Below are 17,253 nucleotides of genomic sequence, written 5' to 3' on the forward strand. Positions count from 1 at the left end.
CGATCGACGCTACGTGCAGGTTCAGGCGGGCAGATACCGGGGGCGGAAGATAAGGCATCTGCCTTCGCGTGACATCCGGCCATGCAGCAGCAGGGTCAAGAAGTCGCTCTTCGACACGCTCGCCGCGCGGATCGATTTCGATGGCATCGAGGTGCTCGATCTTTTTGCCGGCTTCGGCAACCTCGGCTTCGAGGCGCTGAGCCGTGGCGCCAGGAGCGCCTGCTTCGTGGAGCAGAACCGCCAGGCGCTCGAAACGATAAAGGCCACTGCGGTGGACATTGGCGCGGGCGCATCGGCGCGGTTTGTCATGGCTGACGTTACGGCGTTTCTGAAAAGGCAAGAGGGGCTGTTCGATCTGGTGTTCTGCGATCCGCCCTATCGCTGGAAGGATTACGAGCATCTGATCCGCTCGGTTCTCGACACCGGCCTGCTTGCCCCGGAGGGCCTGCTTCTCATGGAGCATCACGCGAGTCATGATTTTTCGCAATCTCGCGGGTATCTCTTCCACAAGGATTACGGCACGACCCGAGTCTCGTTTTTTACACCAGAATCTGGAGCGCATGAGTAAGAAAGCCATCTATCCGGGAACCTTCGATCCCTTCACCAACGGCCATCTCGATGTGCTCGAACGCGCTCTGAACATTTTTGAACATGTTGACGTGGTGCTTGCCGAGAACAGCCAGAAGCAGACGCTTTTTTCGGTTGAAGAGCGGCTCGACATGGTCAGGGAGGTGCTTCGCGATCTTCCAAACGTTAACGTCGATGTGCTGCACGAGGGTCTTCTCGCCGACTACGCCCGGCAGGCGGGGGCCAACGCTATTGTTCGGGGCGTGCGCCAGGTGAAGGATTTCGAGTACGAGTTCCAGATGTCGTTGCTGAACCGTCACCTCTATCCTGAAGTGACGACGGTGTTTCTTATGCCGAACGTCAAGTACACCTATGTCGCCTCGACGATCATCCGCGAGGTGTCAATGCTTGGCGGCGATGTCAGCAAGTTCGTCCACCCCTACGTGCTCGACCAGCTTTCGCGAAAAAGGGCGGAATGGCGGGCGCACTGATTTTTGTCAAACATAACAACCAATTCTACAAAGATGAGCGCAGAGAGCTTTGAACGATTCCTGAGCCGCCGGGTGCTGAGCATGCAGGAGTCGCAGACGATGAAGATCACGGGACTGGCCAAGAAGATGCAGGCGGAGGGTAAAGATATCGTGAGCCTGTCAGCAGGCGAGCCGGACTTTCCAACGCCGGAGAATGTGTGCGAGGCGGGCATCGAGGCGATCCGTTCCGGCTTTACCCGTTATACGGCAAATTCCGGAATTCCTGAGCTGAAAAAAGCGATCATCCGCAAGCTTTCGCGCGACAACGGCCTTGAATACGCCGAAAACGAAATCATCGTCAGCAACGGCGGCAAGCAGACTCTCGCCAACACCTTTCTCGCGCTCTGTGACGAAGGGGACGAGGTGATCGTGCCCGCACCCTACTGGGTGAGCTTTCCGGAGATGGCGCGCCTGGCTGGCGCGACGCCGGTGATTGTCGAGACATCGATCGAGACCGGTTACAAGATGACGCCGGAGCAGCTCGCTGCGGCCATAACGCCGAACACGCGGATTCTTGTGCTCAACTCGCCCTCGAACCCTTCCGGCGCAGTCTACAACGAGGCCGAGGTGCGTGCGCTCATGCAGGTGATCGAAGGTAAGGAGATTTTCGTGCTCTCCGACGAGATGTACGACATGATCTGCTATGGCGGTGTGCGCCCCTTCTCGCCTGCAAGGATTCCGGAGATGAAGCCGTGGGTGATCGTCTCGAACGGCACCTCAAAGAGTTACTCGATGACCGGCTGGCGGATCGGCTACCTGGCCGCGCCGAAGTGGATCATCGACGCCTGCGACAAGATCCAGTCGCAGACCACCTCGAACGCCAACTCCATCGCACAGAAGGCTGCCGTGGCCGCGCTCGATGGCGACCAGTCCATCGTCGAGGAGCGCCGTGCCGAGTTCGAGAAGCGCCGCAACTTCATGTTCCGCGAGCTGAACACCATTCCCGGCATCGAATGCATGCTGCCGGAAGGTGCGTTCTACATCTTTCCGTCGATCAAGGGATTGCTCGGTAAAACCTTTGGTGGCAAGGTGATGAAGGATTCGGCTGACATTGCCGAGTATCTGCTCAAAGATCACTACGTGGCCACCGTGCCGGGCGATGCTTTCGGCGCACCCGAGAACCTGCGCCTTTCGTATGCGGCCTCGATCGAGGAGCTGAGCGAGGCGGTCAACCGCATGAGAAAAGCCTTTGCATAACCGTCGCCCATGCTGAAGGTTCGCCGGAGCTGGGCATACACACGCTGGTTTGGATGGTACTCCCGCCGGCAGTTCAGACGCCATTTCCACTCGCTGAGAGTCGAGATGCCGCCGGAGCTGCCGGGGATGAGTCTCGATGTTCCGGTTATTTTCTACGGCAACCACGCCTACTGGTGGGACGGCTTCTGGTCGCAGCTCTGCACCGAGAGATATTTCCGGCAAAATCTCTATATCATCATCGAGTACGCGCAGCTCGTCAAGCACCAGTTTTTCACCCGTCTCGGCGCATTTTCCATCGACCGCTCCAACGCTCGCAGCGCCATCGGCACGCTCGACTACGCCGCCGAATGCCTCCTATCGCCATCCGAACGCCAGAATGCACTCTGGATTTTTCCGCAGGGGTTGATCGAGCATGTGGACAAACGTCCGATTCTCTTTTTCAGGGGAACGGCCGGGATCGTCCAGCGCGTTTTCAAGAAGAGGGAATCGATTTACCTTGTTTCAGTTGTCAGCCGTATTGAATATCTTGAGGAGCAAAGACCTGAACTTTTCCTGTCCTTCGGCTCACCAAAGCTTCTGAAAAAAACTGACTGGAACGGGCTTGACGCTCTGACCGAATTCATGCAGACGGCGACCGAATCCCATCTCGACAAGGTGAAGCAATCGGTGGTCGAGCGGCGTCTTGATTGCTTCGATGTGGTCATTCGCGGATCGGAGTCGATCAACCGACGCGTAGAGGCTTTTCGCAGCCTGTTCGGAAAGGGCCGTCCTGCAGAAGAGTGACGGGTAAATCCATAGATGAAACGATGCTGCCGCGTTCAACTGAATGACGTGGCGGAGATAGATAAAGGGTATATGTATATGAGTACAGTTCTATGCAGTTGCCTCCTTGGCGACAATGCCAAAGTGAGGCTGAAACTCTCGAAAATGCTGCAGGAAGAGGCCTCCGGGTTCTATCTCGATGATCTTCCGGAAGGTTCGGTATCCATTTGTGAAGTCGAAATGAAGGGGTGCCGAAGGGAGTTTTATGCCGGCAGGAGAGGCGAGGAAATTGAAATCGGTACTCCGGTCATTGTTGAAGCCGATGGCGGATTTGATATGGGTGTTGTTTACTCCACGGGCCGCATCGCCCTCAGGAAGCTTCAGCTCAAAGGGCTGGCCAGCGAGGTCGAAAAGCTTCCGGCCATCATGAGGCGTGCTACCGAGGAGGAGGTGCACGAGTTCACCGAGATTCGCAAGCGGGAGCCTGAAATCAGGGCGGCCTGTTTGAACAGAATCGAATGGCACCAGCTTGATATGAAGCTGGTTGATATTGATCTCCGTCTCGACCAGCAGAAGCTTTCGGTCTATTACACCGCCACGCACCGCGTCGATTTCCGGGGTCTGGTGCGTGACCTGGCCGGCGAGTTCAAGGCGCGAATCCAGATGGTGCAGATTACCACCCGCGAGGAGGCGCGACGCACCAACACGCAGGGTTCGTGCGGCTGCGCGCTCTGTTGCTCGACCTGGATGCAGAAAATCCACTCCAATCCATTCGCCGAAAAGCCTCAGATGCCGGACAGCATGAATGGAGACAACTTTTCGTTCAATACTATCGGCCTCTGCAACCGTCCGAAATGTTGCCTCGGATTCTCGAAAACCAACGGCAAAAATGGCAACGTCAGGCAAAACAGATGGCCCTCTGTCGGCACGACCTTTGTCGTCAGAGATGGTAATGCCGTAGTCGAAGGGGTCGATCAGCAGAAAAAAAGCATCTGGATACGCTATGTCAGTACGGGTCAGAAGCGGCGTATTTCGCTGGATCAGTACAATAATATGGCCGGAAAGCGTCAGGACGGACAGGCCTGAAACACCACTTCATCACCTGGCAAGTTGCTGGTTGACGTAATTTTATCATCATCGAACGATTCTCGCTACTTATGACTCATACCCACCAGAGAACTCTCGTTACCACAGCTCTTCCATATGCCAACGGCCCGGTGCACCTCGGCCATCTCGCTGGGGTCTATCTGCCCGCCGATATTTATGTTCGCTACAAGCGCCTCTGCGGCCATGACGTGATCCATATCGGTGGCTCGGACGAACACGGCGTGCCGATTACCATCACCGCCGACAAGGAGGGGATTTCGCCGCAGGATGTGGTGGATCGCTACCACAAGATGAATGCCGATGCGTTCGCGAAGTGCGGCATCTCCTTTGATTATTACGGGCGCACGAGCGGGCCGGTTCATCACCAGACCGCTCGTGAGTTTTTCTCAGAAATCGAGAAAAAGGGAATTTTTGTCAAGAAAACCGAAAAGCAGTTCTTCGATCCGAAGGCGGGGCGCTTTCTCTCCGACCGCTACATCACCGGAACCTGCCCGGTCTGCAAGACGCCCGGCGCGAACGGCGATCAGTGCGAGCAGTGCGGCACGCATCTCAGTCCGACCGAGCTGATCGATCCTAAAAGCAAGCTTTCCGACGCTACGCCGGAGCTGCGCGAAACCCTGCACTGGTACTTCCCGCTCGGGCGTTTTCAGAAGCAGCTCGAAGACTATGTCGAAAGCCACCATGGCGACTGGCGCTCCAACGTTGTGAACTACTCGCGTACGTGGCTCAACCAGGGGCTTGCCGATCGCGCCATTACCCGCGACCTTGCCTGGGGCATTTCGCTGCCGCTCGATTCCGAAGAGGCGAAAGGCAAGGTGCTTTACGTCTGGTTCGACGCCGTGCTCGGCTACATTTCCTTCACGAAAGAGTGGGCTGAAAAGCAGGGCGACGCCGAACTCTGGCGGCGCTACTGGCAGGATCCGGAGACGCGCATCATCAACTTCATCGGTAAGGACAACGTCGTGTTCCACACGCTGATGTTCCCGGCGATTCTGATGGCCTGGAACGAGGGGCGCAGCGAGGGGCGCTACGAGCTGGCCGACAACGTGCCCGCCTCTGAGTTCATGAACTTCGAGGGACGCAAGTTCTCCAAATCGCGTAACTACGCGGTCTATCTCGGCGAGTTCCTCGAACGCTTCCCGGCGGACACGCTGCGTTACAGCATTGCGATGAACTACCCCGAGAACAAGGATACCGATTTCAGCTGGAGCGACTTTCAGAACCGCACCAACGGCGAGCTGGCCGATACGCTCGGCAACTTCATCAAGCGCTCGATTGACTTTACGAATGCGCGTTTCGGTGGTGAGGTGCCTGCGGAGATCGATCTGGATGTGTGGGATGGCCTCGGCCTCGACTGGCTGTCGAGCTTCGGCAAGCTCGAAGCGGCCTACGACGGTTTTCATTTCCGCGAGGCCGCGACGCAGGCGATGGAGATCGCCCGCTTCGCAAACCGCTTTCTCACCGAAAGCGAGCCGTGGAAGGTGATCAAGGTCGATCCCGAAGCGGCGGGCCGTACGATGGCCGTATCGCTGAACCTCTGCCGCACGCTCGCCCTGCTTTTCTGGCCGATCGTACCTGAAACCGCGAACCGCATCTGGAAGATGCTCGGCTTCGGGGGGCGGATCGACGATCTCGTCGAGCCCGGCAAGCCGGTCTGGCGCCAGGCGCTTGAACCGGGGCTGAAGAAGGGACACAAGCTGCTCGGTTCGTCCGAAATTCTTTTTTCGAAGATCGAGGACAAGGACATCGAACCGGAGCTGAAGAAGATCGAGGTGCTGCTGGCGGAGGCGGAGCGACGCGAGGCCGCCGAAGCGCCCGCGCCGATGACCTTCAAGCCGGAGATCACCTTCGACGATTTCCAGAAGATCGATCTGCGCGTGGCCAGAGTGATCGCCTGCGAGCCGGTCAAAAAGGCTAACAAACTGCTCAAGCTGCAATTGCAGGTCGGTTCGGAACAGCGCCAGGTGCTCTCGGGCATCGCGCAGCACTTCACGCCGGAGGAGATGGTGGGCAAGAACGTCGTGCTGGTGGCCAATCTCGCTGACCGCACCATGCGGGGCGAGCTGTCGCAGGGCATGATCCTCGCCGTCGAGGGCGCGGATGGCCGTCTTTTCCTGCTTGAACCGCAGGGGGAAGGAATAAACGGGAACTCTGTCAGTTAACTGTTTGTTCTTTGCAATGAAAGTTGTACATTAGGCGACTTTTACATCGTGGGGTGGAGCAATTGGTAGCTCGTCGGGCTCATAACCCGAAGGTTGCAGGTTCAAGTCCTGTCCCCACCACCAGCAAAAGACCGCGCCATGCTGTGCGGTCTTTTTTTTGCCTGGAGCACCGCTTTTGTTAAGGAGCCGGGGTATATTGCCTTCGCGAAAGCTTCTTCTTTATAGGACTTTTAGGGGGGAAGCCAAACTGCCGAAAACTTCAGGGCCATTTCCTTATGAAGCGAACAGCTCCTCTTTTTTTTCTGCTTTTTTTTCTCCTGTTGGTAAAAACCCCCCATTGCGCGAGCCGAGGCGTTCAGGTACGGCCTCGATGTGCTCGATGCGCAGAAGTGTTTCCAACTCCAGGGCAAGCGAGTCGGCATGATAACCAATGCGGCAGCGGTTTCGCGCTCCGGTGAGCCGGGATACCGGGTTTTGCTTCGGAACGGGGTCGATCTGAAATTCCTGATGGCTCCCGAGCACGGCTTCACGCTCGATTACGAGGCGGGGCAGAATGTGGGTAACGCCGGAGTCGGCGACAGCCTGAAAATCTGGTCACTCTACGGCGACTCCCGGAAGCCTGATATTTCGCTCCTGAAAACCATCGATGCGCTCGTTTTCGATCTTCAAGATGCCGGAGTTCGCTGCTACACCTACCTCTCCACCATGAAGCTCGCGATGGAGGCATGCAACGAAGCGGGCGTCACCTTCATGGTGCTCGACCGGCCAAATCCTATCGCGCCGCTGCCTGCCAGCGGTTTCGTGCTGGAGCCACGCTTCGAGTCGTTCGTTGGAGCGGCGGAGCTTCCGTTCATCCACGGCATGAGCGTGGGAGAGATCGCCGAATGGTTGCAGAAACGCCGCTTTCCGGGACTGTCGTTGCAGATTGTGCGGATGCAGGGATACCGGCGAGACAGGTTTGCTGACGACCTTCCGGGTTTCCGTTTCCGCCCGCCGTCGCCGAGCCTGCATGATTTCAAAACCCTGTTGCTCTATCCAGCCACGGTTATGCTGGAGGGAACCGATGTCAGCGAAGGGCGTGGCACCGATACGCCGTTTCGGATGTTTGGCGCGCCATTCATCGACAGCAAAACGCTCATCCAGGAACTTGAAACCTATCGCTTGCCTGGCGTCGAATTCCACCGGACGAGCTTTACGCCTGAGAGGAGCAAATTCTCAGGCGTCGAGTGTCAGGGAGTCCGTCTGAAAGTGATCGATCGGGACCATTTTGATCCGTTCCTTGCCTCCACAGCGATCCTGCTTTCTCTGCAGAAGCTCTGGCCAGAAGAAACAGGTCTGCATCGTCACGCAGACTTTTTTGACAAGCTTGCGGGTACCAGCCGCTACCGCCTCATGATTCAGCAACAACGCCCGATCGGGGAAATTCTCGCTGTTGCCCGGGGACAGGTGCGGGCATTCGATGTGGCTTACCGGGGTCGTTTTCTCTATCCCTGAATCTCCGTTTTACAGGCTGGCGCGGTATGCAGCACTCGCCTTTGATGCCCGATGGTGTGAGTAATATCTGCCAGAGCTGGATCGTGCGCGCCCTGAAGGCTCCAGCACAGCTCAGGAGATAGTAGCGCCACATGCGGTAGAATTTTCTGTCGTAGTGCTCTTCAAGCTGTGACCATTTGCGGGTTATGTTGCTTTCCCAGGCTTTGAGTGTCAGGGCGTAATCGTAGCCGAACGAGTGCCAGTCTTCGAGTACGAGCCGACCTTCAAAGCCGTGAGAAATCTGGCTGGGTGAGGGAAGCATCGAGTTTGGGAAGATATATTTTTCGATCCACGGGTCGGTGCTGGTAACCGGCTCGTTGCTGCCGATGCTCTGCACGAGCATCCGTCCATCCGGTTTGAGACAGCAGCGGGCGATATCGAAATAGGTGCGGTAGTTTTTATAACCGACATGTTCGAGCATGCCGATCGAGACGATCCGGTCGAACTCGCCATCGAGCTGGCGGTAGTCCATGAGCCGGATATCGACGTCTAAACTCTTGCAGAACTCACGGGCAAAGCTCGCCTGCTCCTTTGAGACGGTGATGCCGACCACCCGCGCGCCATACCGTTCCGCGGCAAACCGGGCCGCGCCACCCCACCCGCAGCCAATGTCGAGCAGGCTCATGCCCGGTTCGAGGGCGAGCTTGTCGAAAACGAGGCGAAGCTTGTTCTGCTGCGCCTCGGCGAGAGTTTCGGCTTCGTGCCAGCAGGCGCAACTGTACATCATGAGCGGGTCGAGCATCGCCCGGAAGAGGTCGTTGCCAGCGTCATAATGGCGCTTGCCGACAGTGAAGGCGCGCGCCGGTTTTTGCAGGTTTATCACCGCGCCGTGCAGATACTCCAGGACGACGGCAAGGTTGACGAGCCGCCGGTCGAGGCCCGCCGAGAGTATCCGGTAAAACAGCTCTTCGAGGTCGTCGCAATCCCACCACCCCTCCATGTAGGACTCTCCGAAGCCGAGGTTTCCCTGAAGCACCGTTTTTCTAAACATGCGGCGGTCATGCACCCTGATGTCCCAGGGGCTGTTGCCGTTGATGGTGATGTTTGCAGCAGCGAGGAGTGTCTCGAGTCTTTGCTGGAAAAGGTGGTCGAGCATGGCGCAGTGCTCCGGTTTCCGGGGAAACGTTCTGTTTCACAAAATGGATATACCGATACTGACTACTTTAAAAAATAGTGTATGCGCGACGAAATGTCAAACAGATGCTCGACAGGGCAAGATCATGTAAAGAGTGATGGACAGGCGCTGTTCTTTGATTTTTAACTCTTCAATGGTGTTTTGCCGGTCTCGGGATTCTTTTTTGGGCGGCCTCGTTTTCTGGCGGGAGGATTTGCGGATGGATTTTTTTTCTGGTGGGGCTTTTCATTTTCATCAATCGCTTCAGGTTCATCGCCCTCTTCCGATTCGTCTTCGATTTCGCAGTACGCTTCGCTTTCAAAGGCCTCGTCAGGGATTTCAAGTTCGACGCCGATTTCGTCACTACTCTCATCCTGAACCGGCTGTTGCCGCGACCGGCTGCCGCGTTTACCCTTCAATGCCGGCTCGATGAGCGTCATGACCTCGTTGATCGACGAGAAGATGTAGAGTTGCTTGTCAAGGTTGGCCAGCTTGAGCAGGTCCTTGATCTGCTGGCAGAGCGAGACGAAAATGGTCAGACCATCGGAGCTGTTGGCGAGTTGATGAGCCAGCAGCATTGAACCGATGCCCGACGAATCGATAGCCTTGACCTGCGAAAAATCGATGATGACGTTTTTACTGGCTTCGTTACTGACCATGCTGTCGATGGTCGTTCGGAAACAGTCGGCGTGGCGGACATCGAAAATCGGCTCTTCAAGCTTGAGGATGGTCAATTCCTTGCGGGTCGATACGGAGTGTTTCATAAAAAACTCCAGCAAAAATACGGTAACTTATTCCATAAAAGGCATTTATGCTGCCTTTTTGGCTCCGCATTCATTGAGGGATGGTTGAAAGATCAATGCGGAACAGCTCTCTTCCACTATTATCGTACAAAATTCGATTCATTCAAATCAATTTTTTTCAACGGCGTAAAATGTTTGATGTGGATGGGGGGGGGCTTGCGTGCTGATGAGGAGTGGTTAAGAGTCTTGCTTCTTTGGCAATAGGAGAATGCGGAACGCTATCGTCTTGTCTGGTGGCAAAAAAACTCTACAAGTGCTTCGATTTCCGCCTCGTCAATCGGCGCAGGTACCCACTCGACATCCAGCCGGTTGCGGAAAAAAGTTAACTGGCGTTTGGCGTAGTTTCTGGTGTGTTGGGCGATGAGTGAAACCGCGGTGTCGAGATCGTGCAATCCCTCGAAGTGTTCGAAGAGCTCGCGGTAGCCGACGGTGGCCAGTGCGTTGAGGTTTTTGCTGCGCCACTGGTCGCGGAACTGGTCGTAGAGGCGATGGGCTTCGGCTTCGAGTCCGGCTTGCATCATCGCGCTTGTGCGGCGGTTGATGCGGTCGTAGAGTAGTTCGCGGGGCAGGTCGAGGCCGATGACGGTGAAGTTGATGCCTGTTGGCGGGCCGGAGGTTTTGCGTTGCAGGGCCGTGACCGTCGCGCCGGAAATTTCGATGATTTCGAGGCTGCGGACGAGACGCTGGGTTTTGGTCGGGTCGAGCGTTTTGGCCTGTTCGGGATCGAGCGCTTCGAGTCGGCGGTAGAGCGCTTCCGCGCCGTGGCGTTCGAGTTCGCGGGTCAGGCGCGCCCGGATTTCCGGGTCGGCGGGCGGCAGTTCGGCGAAGCCTTTGAGCAGCCCTTCGAGGTAGAGCGTCGAGCCGCCCGCGATGATTGGCGTAATGCTGCGTTGACGTAGTTCGCGGATTCTCTCCGCCGCCTGTTCCGCGAAATCTCCCGCGCTGAAGGGTTCGCCAATCTCTTTTTCGTCGATGAAGTGGTGCTTGATTTCCTCCTGCATCCACTGTGGCGGCTTGGCGGTGCCGATCTCCATGCCTCGATAGATCTGGCGCGAGTCGGCGGAGATGATCTCGCCACCGGTCTGGCGGGCGATGCGGAAGGCCAGCTCCGTTTTGCCGGAGGCGGTCGGGCCGAGGATCACGAGGACGGGTTTATTGCTCATTGTCAGCCTTTGGTGGGGAACAGCGGTTTAAGGGCAGCATAGACCTTCGAGACCGGCAGGCCGACGACGTTGTAGTAGCAGCCTTCGATGCGCGTGACGAAGCAGGCGAGCAGGGGGTCCTGGATGCCGTAGGCTCCGGCCTTGTCGAAGGGCTTCATCACCTCGATGTAGCGGGTGATTTCGGTGGCGGTCATTACGCCAAACTCGACGATGGTACGGGCGTAGTTCAGCACGGCATTGTCGTTGTGCAGGATGCAAAAGCCGGTGAGCACCTCGTGGCAGCGGCCTTGCAGGGCAGAGAGCATCTCGAAGGCGTGGCTGAAATCGCCGGGCTTGCCGAGCGCCGCGCCGTCGAGCAGCACCGTGGTGTCGGAGCCGAGCACAACCGCGCTGGCGTCTGCTTCCGGCAAGGTTCGCTGCACGGCTTCAGCTTTTTGCCTTGAGATTTCCATCACATTTTCCTCGACCTTTAGTGCCGGATTGAAGGTCTCATTGATCTCGACCGAGGCGGTTTCGAACGGAATTCCCGTCAGAGCGAGCAGCTCTCGGCGGCGCGGCGATTGCGAGGCGAGGATGAGTTTGCGGCGTCCGGTCATCGTCAATCGAAGGTTTTCCAGTTGCGTTTCGACAGGTCGCGGTAGATCATCAATCCAGCCAATGCTCCGACGGCGTAGTAGAGCGCGGCAGCCAGCGGTTCGCCAAAGATCAGCTTGCCGGTGCCGAACAGTGTGGCGTAAACCAGCACGATGCCGAAAAACCAGTTGGCAAAAAGGGCCGGGAAGCCGGTGTCGCCTTGTACGTCAGGAAGTTCGTTGGCTACCGGTCTCCACAGCGCTCCGCCAACCCTCGTGGTACGGTAGAATGAGTGCAACGTTGATCTGTCAGTTGGCTTGGTGAGCCAGGTGACGGCGAGGGTTACGGCAATCGTGAAGAGCACGATGAGGTAGATTGACTCGGGGAACACGATCGTGGTGAACTGGCTGATCCAGGTGTATGCAACGATCGGCGCGACCATCGAGGTGATCTCCGACCAGGCGTTGAGCCGCCACCAGAACCAGCGCATGATGAGCACGAAGCCCGTGCCCGCGCCGCACTGGATGATGAACTCCCACGCGCCGGTGATGGTCTCGAGCACGTAGAACGTGATATAAAGCGCGAAGATCGCCGTGATCGCCGTGACGATTCGCGACATCAGGACGTAGTGGTTCTGCTCGGCCTCCGGCTTGATGAAGCGCTTGTAGAGGTCGTTGATGAGGTAGCTCGTGCCCCAGTTGAGGTGGGTCGAGAGCGTTGACATGTAGGCCGCCATGAAGGCCGCGATGAGCAGTCCCTTCAGCCCGGTGGGCAGCACGGCGTTCATCACATAGACGAAGCCGTCTTCCTTCTGGCCTGCGGGCAGGTGCGGGAACATGACGAGGCTCGCCAGCCCGACCACGATCCACGGCCACGGGCGAACGCAGTAGTGCGCAATAGTGAACCAGAGCGTCGCCAGCAGCGAGTTTTTTTCGTCCTTGGCGCTCATCATGCGCTGGGCGATGTAGCCGCCGCCGCCCGGCTCCGCGCCCGGATACCACGACGACCACCACTGCACGAACGCCATCGCGGCGAAGGCGGTGAAGGGGAGCGCGTAAGCTCCGGTCTGCGATGTATTTATGGTCGAAGAAAACGAGGGGAAGAAATCGAACATCCAGCCAGGCAGGGCCTCTTTCAGGCCGCCAGCCGCCGTGACCTGCGGTGAGTTGACCGCCAGCACGGCGAGGATGATGCAACCACCCATCGCTATGACGAACTGGACGGCGTCAGTGATCGAGACGCCCCAGAGGCCCGACATGCCGGAGTAGATCGCTGTGAAAATCACGAGCCCTACGATGGTGAGCTGCGGGTCGAGGCCGGGGATCATGATCTTGATGATTTTGAACATGGCCAGGTTCACCCACCCGATGATCACCGCGTTGATGAAGAGGCCGAAATAAATCGCCTTGAAGCCGCGCAGAAAGCTCGCAGCCTTGCCGCTGTAGCGCAGCTCGATGAATTCGAGGTCGGTCAGAATGTTTGCCCGTCGCCAGAGCCGGGCGAAAAAGAACACCGTAAGCATTCCACCCGACACGAACGTCCACCACACCCAGTTTCCCGCGATGCCGTTTTTGGCAACAAACCCCGCCACGGCGAGCGGTGTGTCGGCGGCGAACGTCGTGGCAACCATGCCGGTACCCGCTATCCACCACGGTAGCTTGCGTCCCGAAAGGAAGAACTCGCCAACGTTTTCGGATGCCCGCCTGGAAAAGAACAGGCCGACCAGCAGGGTTAACAGCAGGTAACCCGCAATGAATGAGATGTCCAGTGGGGTGAGTTGTGCCATGGTCGTGTGTTGGGTTTGGTGGCTTTTCAGGAATGTGGTGGGCGGTTATCCATGTTGTCCATTGAGTCTATTTTGCCCATCAAATCCCCCGTGATTACTCACAAGGGCGGTTCACAAACCGCCCCTGCAAGTTGCGCGCCGGTTCGTTGTTACGCCTCTATGCGCGACAGTTCGAGGAAGCTCTGGTAGCGGTCGTCGACTTCAAGAAGATCGAGATCGTTGTAGCGGTAGGGACCGAACTGCTCGACGCAGAAGCTGGCCATGGCGCTGCCGTAGAGCACGGCCTTGCGCATCTCGGCTTCGCTCGTGCTGCCGCAACGGGCCAGGTGGCCGATGAAGCCGCCCGCGAAGGTGTCGCCAGCGCCGGTCGGGTCATAGATCGATTCGAGCGGGAAGGCCGGAGCGGCGAAGATGCCGTTGTCGGTGAAGAGCAGCGCGCCGTGCTCGCCCTTCTTGATGATGAGCGTTTTCGGCCCCATCTGGCGGATGATGCGCGCGGTCTTGACCAGGTTCGGATCGCCGGAAAGCAGGCGAGCCTCGCTATCGTTGACGATGAAGACATCCACCCGTGCGAGCACCTTTTTCAATTCTTCGGGTTTGCCCTCGATCCAGAAGTTCATCGTGTCGCACACGACCAGCTTCGGAGCGTCGATCTGGTCGAGTACCTTGAGCTGCAATTCGGGATCGATGTTGCCGAGGCAGACAAACTTGGAGTCGCGGTACTGCTGCGGCACGTGGGGGTCGAACGTGGCGAAGACGTTCAACTGCGTGTCGAGCGTGTCGCGAGTGTTCATGTCGTAATGATAGCGGCCAGCCCAGCGGAAGGTTTTGCCATTCTCGACGATCTGGATGCCCTTGGTGTCGATGTTCTTTGCGTGGAGCAGGTCGAAGTGCTCTTTGCCGAAATCGGAACCCACGACGCCGACCATCCTGATCGGCTCGTCGGTGAAGTAGCTCGCCGAGAGCGCGATGTAGGTCGATGAGCCGCCGAGGGTGTTGTCGGAACGGCCAAATGGGGTTTCGATGTCGTCGAAAGCGAGGGATCCAATGACGAGAAGTGACATGATATGATGATTGAATAGGTTACTGGAAATTGTCGTATCTGGAATTACTCTTGAGCCGTATTCGGCAGTTCGAAAAGAATGCACTCACCGGGCGCGAAATCGCGCGTCAGCTTGTGGCCGGAGATGGTCAGCGTTTGCCCGGTGATCAGCTCTTCGAGTTCCATTGACTCCTGTTCGAACTCCATCGTACCGGTGACAGGCTCTTCGAAGTTGCTGTTGCCGGCGAACAGCAGATTTTTGCCACCCGATTTGCGCATGACGGTCAGAAGCGCAGGGTCGGAGATGTAGGGTTGCACGATCGAGCCGATGTCGCCGCATCGGACGAGCTCGAAGTGGCGGCTCCGGATGTCGAGCACTTTGCGGATGGCATCGCAGATCGGTTCGAGTCCGTTGGCGTTTTCCCAATCGCAGGCGGCGGCGCTGAAAAGCGGCAGGCTCTCCGTCGGGAAGCGCTGGCGGTCGTCGTCGGTGAAATTCAGACCGAGATTGATCGGGTGCCATTCGCAAATCTCCATGCCGGAGTGGATGAAGGGCATCGCCGGAAGCACTGCGCCGAGTGTGAAAAGGAAGAGCGCGCGGCGGCGTCCGGCCTCTTTGCCTGCAAGATTGTGGCAGACTCGCGGCGTATTGTGATTTTCGCCGGTAGCGAAGAATGGAATCGCCACGCCGTTGCGATTCAAAAAGGTGAGCAGCCCCTTGATGAACTGCACGTCGTGAATGACGAACGGCAGCGAGCCGAAGACGGCGTTGAACCCCTCCTCCTTCAGCGTTGGCGACGGGTCGAAGTTCTCGTCCCAGAAGGCGAAATCCGGTGCGTCGAGTCGCGCTTCGGCCACAATCGAAGCTTTCAGCTCCGGCGGCAGGGCGTGGCCCATGTCGATCATCGCGCCGTCGATACCGAACATATTGCGGTAGTGTGGAATGATGCCGGTGATCTCCCGCCAGAGCGCTGTCGCGCGGAACTCCGGGCGTTCGAGCGCCTCGTCGTACATGCGTATCGTGTTGTAGGCGATGTAGTTGAAGCGGGGCGCGTTGTGCAGCTTCAGGTAGGTGACATCCGTCCAGGGCGGCTGGCGGTCGTCCGGCGGCCAGTCCGAAAACGCGCTGGCGATGACGCACTCGCCGCCGTCCGTCGTAGCGCCGGTGTAGCCGTGCGCGCCGAGCGTGAGCTTCTCCGGAGCCGGGACGAAACGGTTTCGATAGGCCTCGTCTGGTTCGGGAAGTTCATGGAAATCGTGCTTGTCCACCTTTTCGTAGATGCGGGTCAGCTTGTCGTCCCCGAACGCCGGCGCGCAGTATGGCGGCAGGTTTTCGCCGGATTTGATCCAGTAGAACCACTCCGGATGCTCGCCGATCCAGTCGCTGTCGATGGAGGCCGTGCGGAAGACAAACTCGAACACGACCCGCATTCCAAGGTGGCGCGCCGCCTCGACGAGTGCTTTGAGCTGTGTCTCCACCGGTAGATCGAGTGCCGGTTCGCCGAGAGTTTCGTCGAGTTCGTATGGATTTTTTATCGCGTAAGGTGAACCGAGTTCTCCTTTCCGGTTGACTTGACCGATGCTGGTCAGCGGCAGCAGGTAGAGTGTGTTGACGCCCATCCGGCGGATGTAGGGCAGCATGGCGATGGCCTTCAGCAGCGTTCCGGTCTCGCGAAATCCGCATGGAAGCGGCTCAGTGCTGATGCGTCCGTCATGGTTGTGATCGAACGCTGCGTTGTACCTCACGAAGAGGTTGTACACGGTTGCCGAGGCACTCCAGTTCTGGCCGTTCATTACTACCTTGTCCCATCCGACCGGAGCCGAGGCTCTGATCGCGCCGATCGCGTCGCTGAAATAGTCAAAAGGATCGACCATCGAAACGCCAGTTCTTCCTTCGCGCCAGAGGTTTGGCACGGCGTATGGTTCAGCAGGCTGGCGGCGCTTGGCCGATTCCAGCGATTCGAGGAGAATGTCGAGGGTTGGTGTGGTCAAGCTGTCGGATATTCTGAATCGATGGAAGCGAAAAATCAGGCTAAAGACAGGCTAAAGATAAGTATTATCGGGAAAAGATATGCAGAACCATTCAAGGCATTTGTGAAGCAGTATGGCGAGATCGAAAAGAACCATCAAAATGCAGCTCGAGTATGATGGCACTGGCTATTCGGGATGGCAGCGCCAGTTGGGCGCGGTGATGACCGTGCAGGGCGAGATCGAGCAGGTGCTTGGTCGGATTACACAGGAACCGGTCAGCATCGATGGGGCTGGAAGAACCGACAGGGGGGTGCACGCTCGCGGGCAGGTTGCGAGCTTTGCGACGGGCTCGCCGATGCCGCTTGGCCGCCTGATGTATTCGGCCAATTCGCTTTTGCCCTCGACGATCCGCATCAACTCCATGCGGCAGGTACCGGAGTCTTTTCACGCCCGTTTCAGTGCCAGGTCGAGGGAGTACCGCTACTTTCTGCTCGAACATCCTTCAGCTATCGACAGCCGCTTTGCAGGATGCTGTTACGGCAGGCCGGATGTCGCGGCGATGAACCGGCTTGCGGAGATGCTTGTGGGAACTCACGATTTCGTTGCGTTCTCGAAAGAGACTCCCGATCAGCAGGGAACTCTCTGCACGGTTACGGAGGCCCGTTGGTACAGGTACGGGCGTTTTCACGTTTTCCATATCGAGGCGAACCGCTTTCTCCGGAGCATGGTGCGCTTTCTGGTGGCCGGGATGATCGAGGCCGGGATGGGACGTCTCGGACAAGAGGATTTTAACGCGATGCTCGAAAGCGGATGCCGCCGACCCCATCTGAAACCGGCCGTGGCGACGGGCTTGTTTCTCTGGAACGTCAGGTATTGAGCGTTGAATGTCGAGAATTGGCCTAAAGGCCGGTTTGCTCAAATACCCTTGATCTTGCGCCTCTTT

Annotated in this window: 15 protein-coding genes and 1 tRNA gene; 9 read left to right on the forward strand and 7 right to left on the reverse strand. The window is 57.7% G+C overall.

All coding sequences use genetic code 11. The annotated features are described in order from the left end of the window. Nucleotides 1-13: 13 nt before the first annotated feature. The 8 genes from rsmD (at nucleotide 14) to NY406_RS04025 (ending at nucleotide 7,819) form a co-directional block, all read left to right on the forward strand. Nucleotides 14-568 carry a 16S rRNA (guanine(966)-N(2))-methyltransferase RsmD gene (rsmD, locus tag NY406_RS03990; protein ID WP_260633446.1) on the forward strand — a complete coding sequence of 185 codons (555 nt, stop codon included), beginning with the start codon at nucleotides 14-16 and terminating at the stop codon, nucleotides 566-568. Continuing rightward, nucleotides 561-1,058, forward strand: coding sequence for a pantetheine-phosphate adenylyltransferase (coaD, locus tag NY406_RS03995; protein ID WP_260633447.1), 498 nt, complete (start codon nucleotides 561-563; stop codon nucleotides 1,056-1,058). Before rsmD ends, coaD begins: the two co-directional genes overlap by 8 nt. Before the next feature lie 33 nt (nucleotides 1,059-1,091). Further along, nucleotides 1,092-2,294, forward strand: coding sequence for a pyridoxal phosphate-dependent aminotransferase (locus NY406_RS04000; protein WP_260633448.1), 1,203 nt, complete (start codon nucleotides 1,092-1,094; stop codon nucleotides 2,292-2,294). Between the two features lie 9 nt (nucleotides 2,295-2,303). Next, nucleotides 2,304-3,077 (forward strand): lysophospholipid acyltransferase family protein, encoded by a 774-nt coding sequence (locus tag NY406_RS04005; RefSeq protein WP_260633449.1) that lies wholly within the window; start codon nucleotides 2,304-2,306, stop codon nucleotides 3,075-3,077. A gap of 78 nt (nucleotides 3,078-3,155) precedes the next feature. Further along, nucleotides 3,156-4,142, forward strand: coding sequence for a stage 0 sporulation family protein (locus tag NY406_RS04010; RefSeq protein ID WP_260633450.1), 987 nt, complete (start codon nucleotides 3,156-3,158; stop codon nucleotides 4,140-4,142). A gap of 71 nt (nucleotides 4,143-4,213) precedes the next feature. Further along, nucleotides 4,214-6,325, forward strand: a complete 2,112-nt coding sequence (gene metG, locus NY406_RS04015; protein ID WP_260633451.1) for a methionine--tRNA ligase — start codon at nucleotides 4,214-4,216, stop codon at nucleotides 6,323-6,325. 47 nt (nucleotides 6,326-6,372) lie between these two features. Then, nucleotides 6,373-6,448, forward strand: a tRNA-Met gene (locus NY406_RS04020). A gap of 297 nt (nucleotides 6,449-6,745) precedes the next feature. Then, nucleotides 6,746-7,819 (forward strand): DUF1343 domain-containing protein, encoded by a 1,074-nt coding sequence (locus NY406_RS04025; RefSeq protein WP_260633452.1) that lies wholly within the window; start codon nucleotides 6,746-6,748, stop codon nucleotides 7,817-7,819. Here NY406_RS04025 and cfa read toward each other — a convergent pair. The 7 genes from cfa to NY406_RS04060 form a co-directional block, all read right to left on the reverse strand. Then, nucleotides 7,716-8,954, reverse strand: a complete 1,239-nt coding sequence (gene cfa / locus NY406_RS04030; protein WP_260633453.1) for a cyclopropane fatty acyl phospholipid synthase — start codon at nucleotides 8,952-8,954, stop codon at nucleotides 7,716-7,718. The two genes, NY406_RS04025 and cfa, sit on opposite strands and share 104 nt — an antisense overlap. Before the next feature lie 161 nt (nucleotides 8,955-9,115). Further along, nucleotides 9,116-9,736, reverse strand: coding sequence for an STAS domain-containing protein (locus NY406_RS04035; RefSeq protein WP_260633454.1), 621 nt, complete (start codon nucleotides 9,734-9,736; stop codon nucleotides 9,116-9,118). 257 nt (nucleotides 9,737-9,993) lie between these two features. Next, nucleotides 9,994-10,938 carry a tRNA (adenosine(37)-N6)-dimethylallyltransferase MiaA gene (gene miaA, locus NY406_RS04040; RefSeq protein WP_260633455.1) on the reverse strand — a complete coding sequence of 315 codons (945 nt, stop codon included), beginning with the start codon at nucleotides 10,936-10,938 and terminating at the stop codon, nucleotides 9,994-9,996. Nucleotides 10,939-10,940: 2 nt separating this feature from the next. Next, entirely contained in the window at nucleotides 10,941-11,534 is a 594-nt protein-coding gene (locus NY406_RS04045) for a Maf family protein (RefSeq protein WP_260633456.1), read from the reverse strand. Nucleotides 11,535-11,536: 2 nt separating this feature from the next. Next, on the reverse strand, nucleotides 11,537-13,297 hold the full coding sequence (locus NY406_RS04050) for a sodium:solute symporter family protein (RefSeq protein WP_260633457.1): 1,761 nt from the start codon (nucleotides 13,295-13,297) through the stop codon (nucleotides 11,537-11,539). A gap of 149 nt (nucleotides 13,298-13,446) precedes the next feature. Beyond that, entirely contained in the window at nucleotides 13,447-14,361 is a 915-nt protein-coding gene (locus NY406_RS04055) for a carbohydrate kinase family protein (protein ID WP_260633458.1), read from the reverse strand. A 44-nt stretch (nucleotides 14,362-14,405) separates the two neighbouring features. After that, on the reverse strand, nucleotides 14,406-16,331 hold the full coding sequence (locus NY406_RS04060; RefSeq protein WP_411267089.1) for an alpha-amylase family glycosyl hydrolase: 1,926 nt from the start codon (nucleotides 16,329-16,331) through the stop codon (nucleotides 14,406-14,408). A gap of 112 nt (nucleotides 16,332-16,443) precedes the next feature. Here NY406_RS04060 and truA point away from each other — a divergent pair, with 112 nt between their 5' ends. Further along, nucleotides 16,444-17,187, forward strand: coding sequence for a tRNA pseudouridine(38-40) synthase TruA (gene truA / locus NY406_RS04065; RefSeq protein ID WP_260633459.1), 744 nt, complete (start codon nucleotides 16,444-16,446; stop codon nucleotides 17,185-17,187). The last annotated feature ends 66 nt before the right edge of the window (nucleotides 17,188-17,253 follow it).

Origin of the sequence: Chlorobaculum sp. MV4-Y, from assembly GCF_025244685.1 — a bacterium.
GTDB lineage: Bacteria > Bacteroidota > Chlorobiia > Chlorobiales > Chlorobiaceae > Chlorobaculum.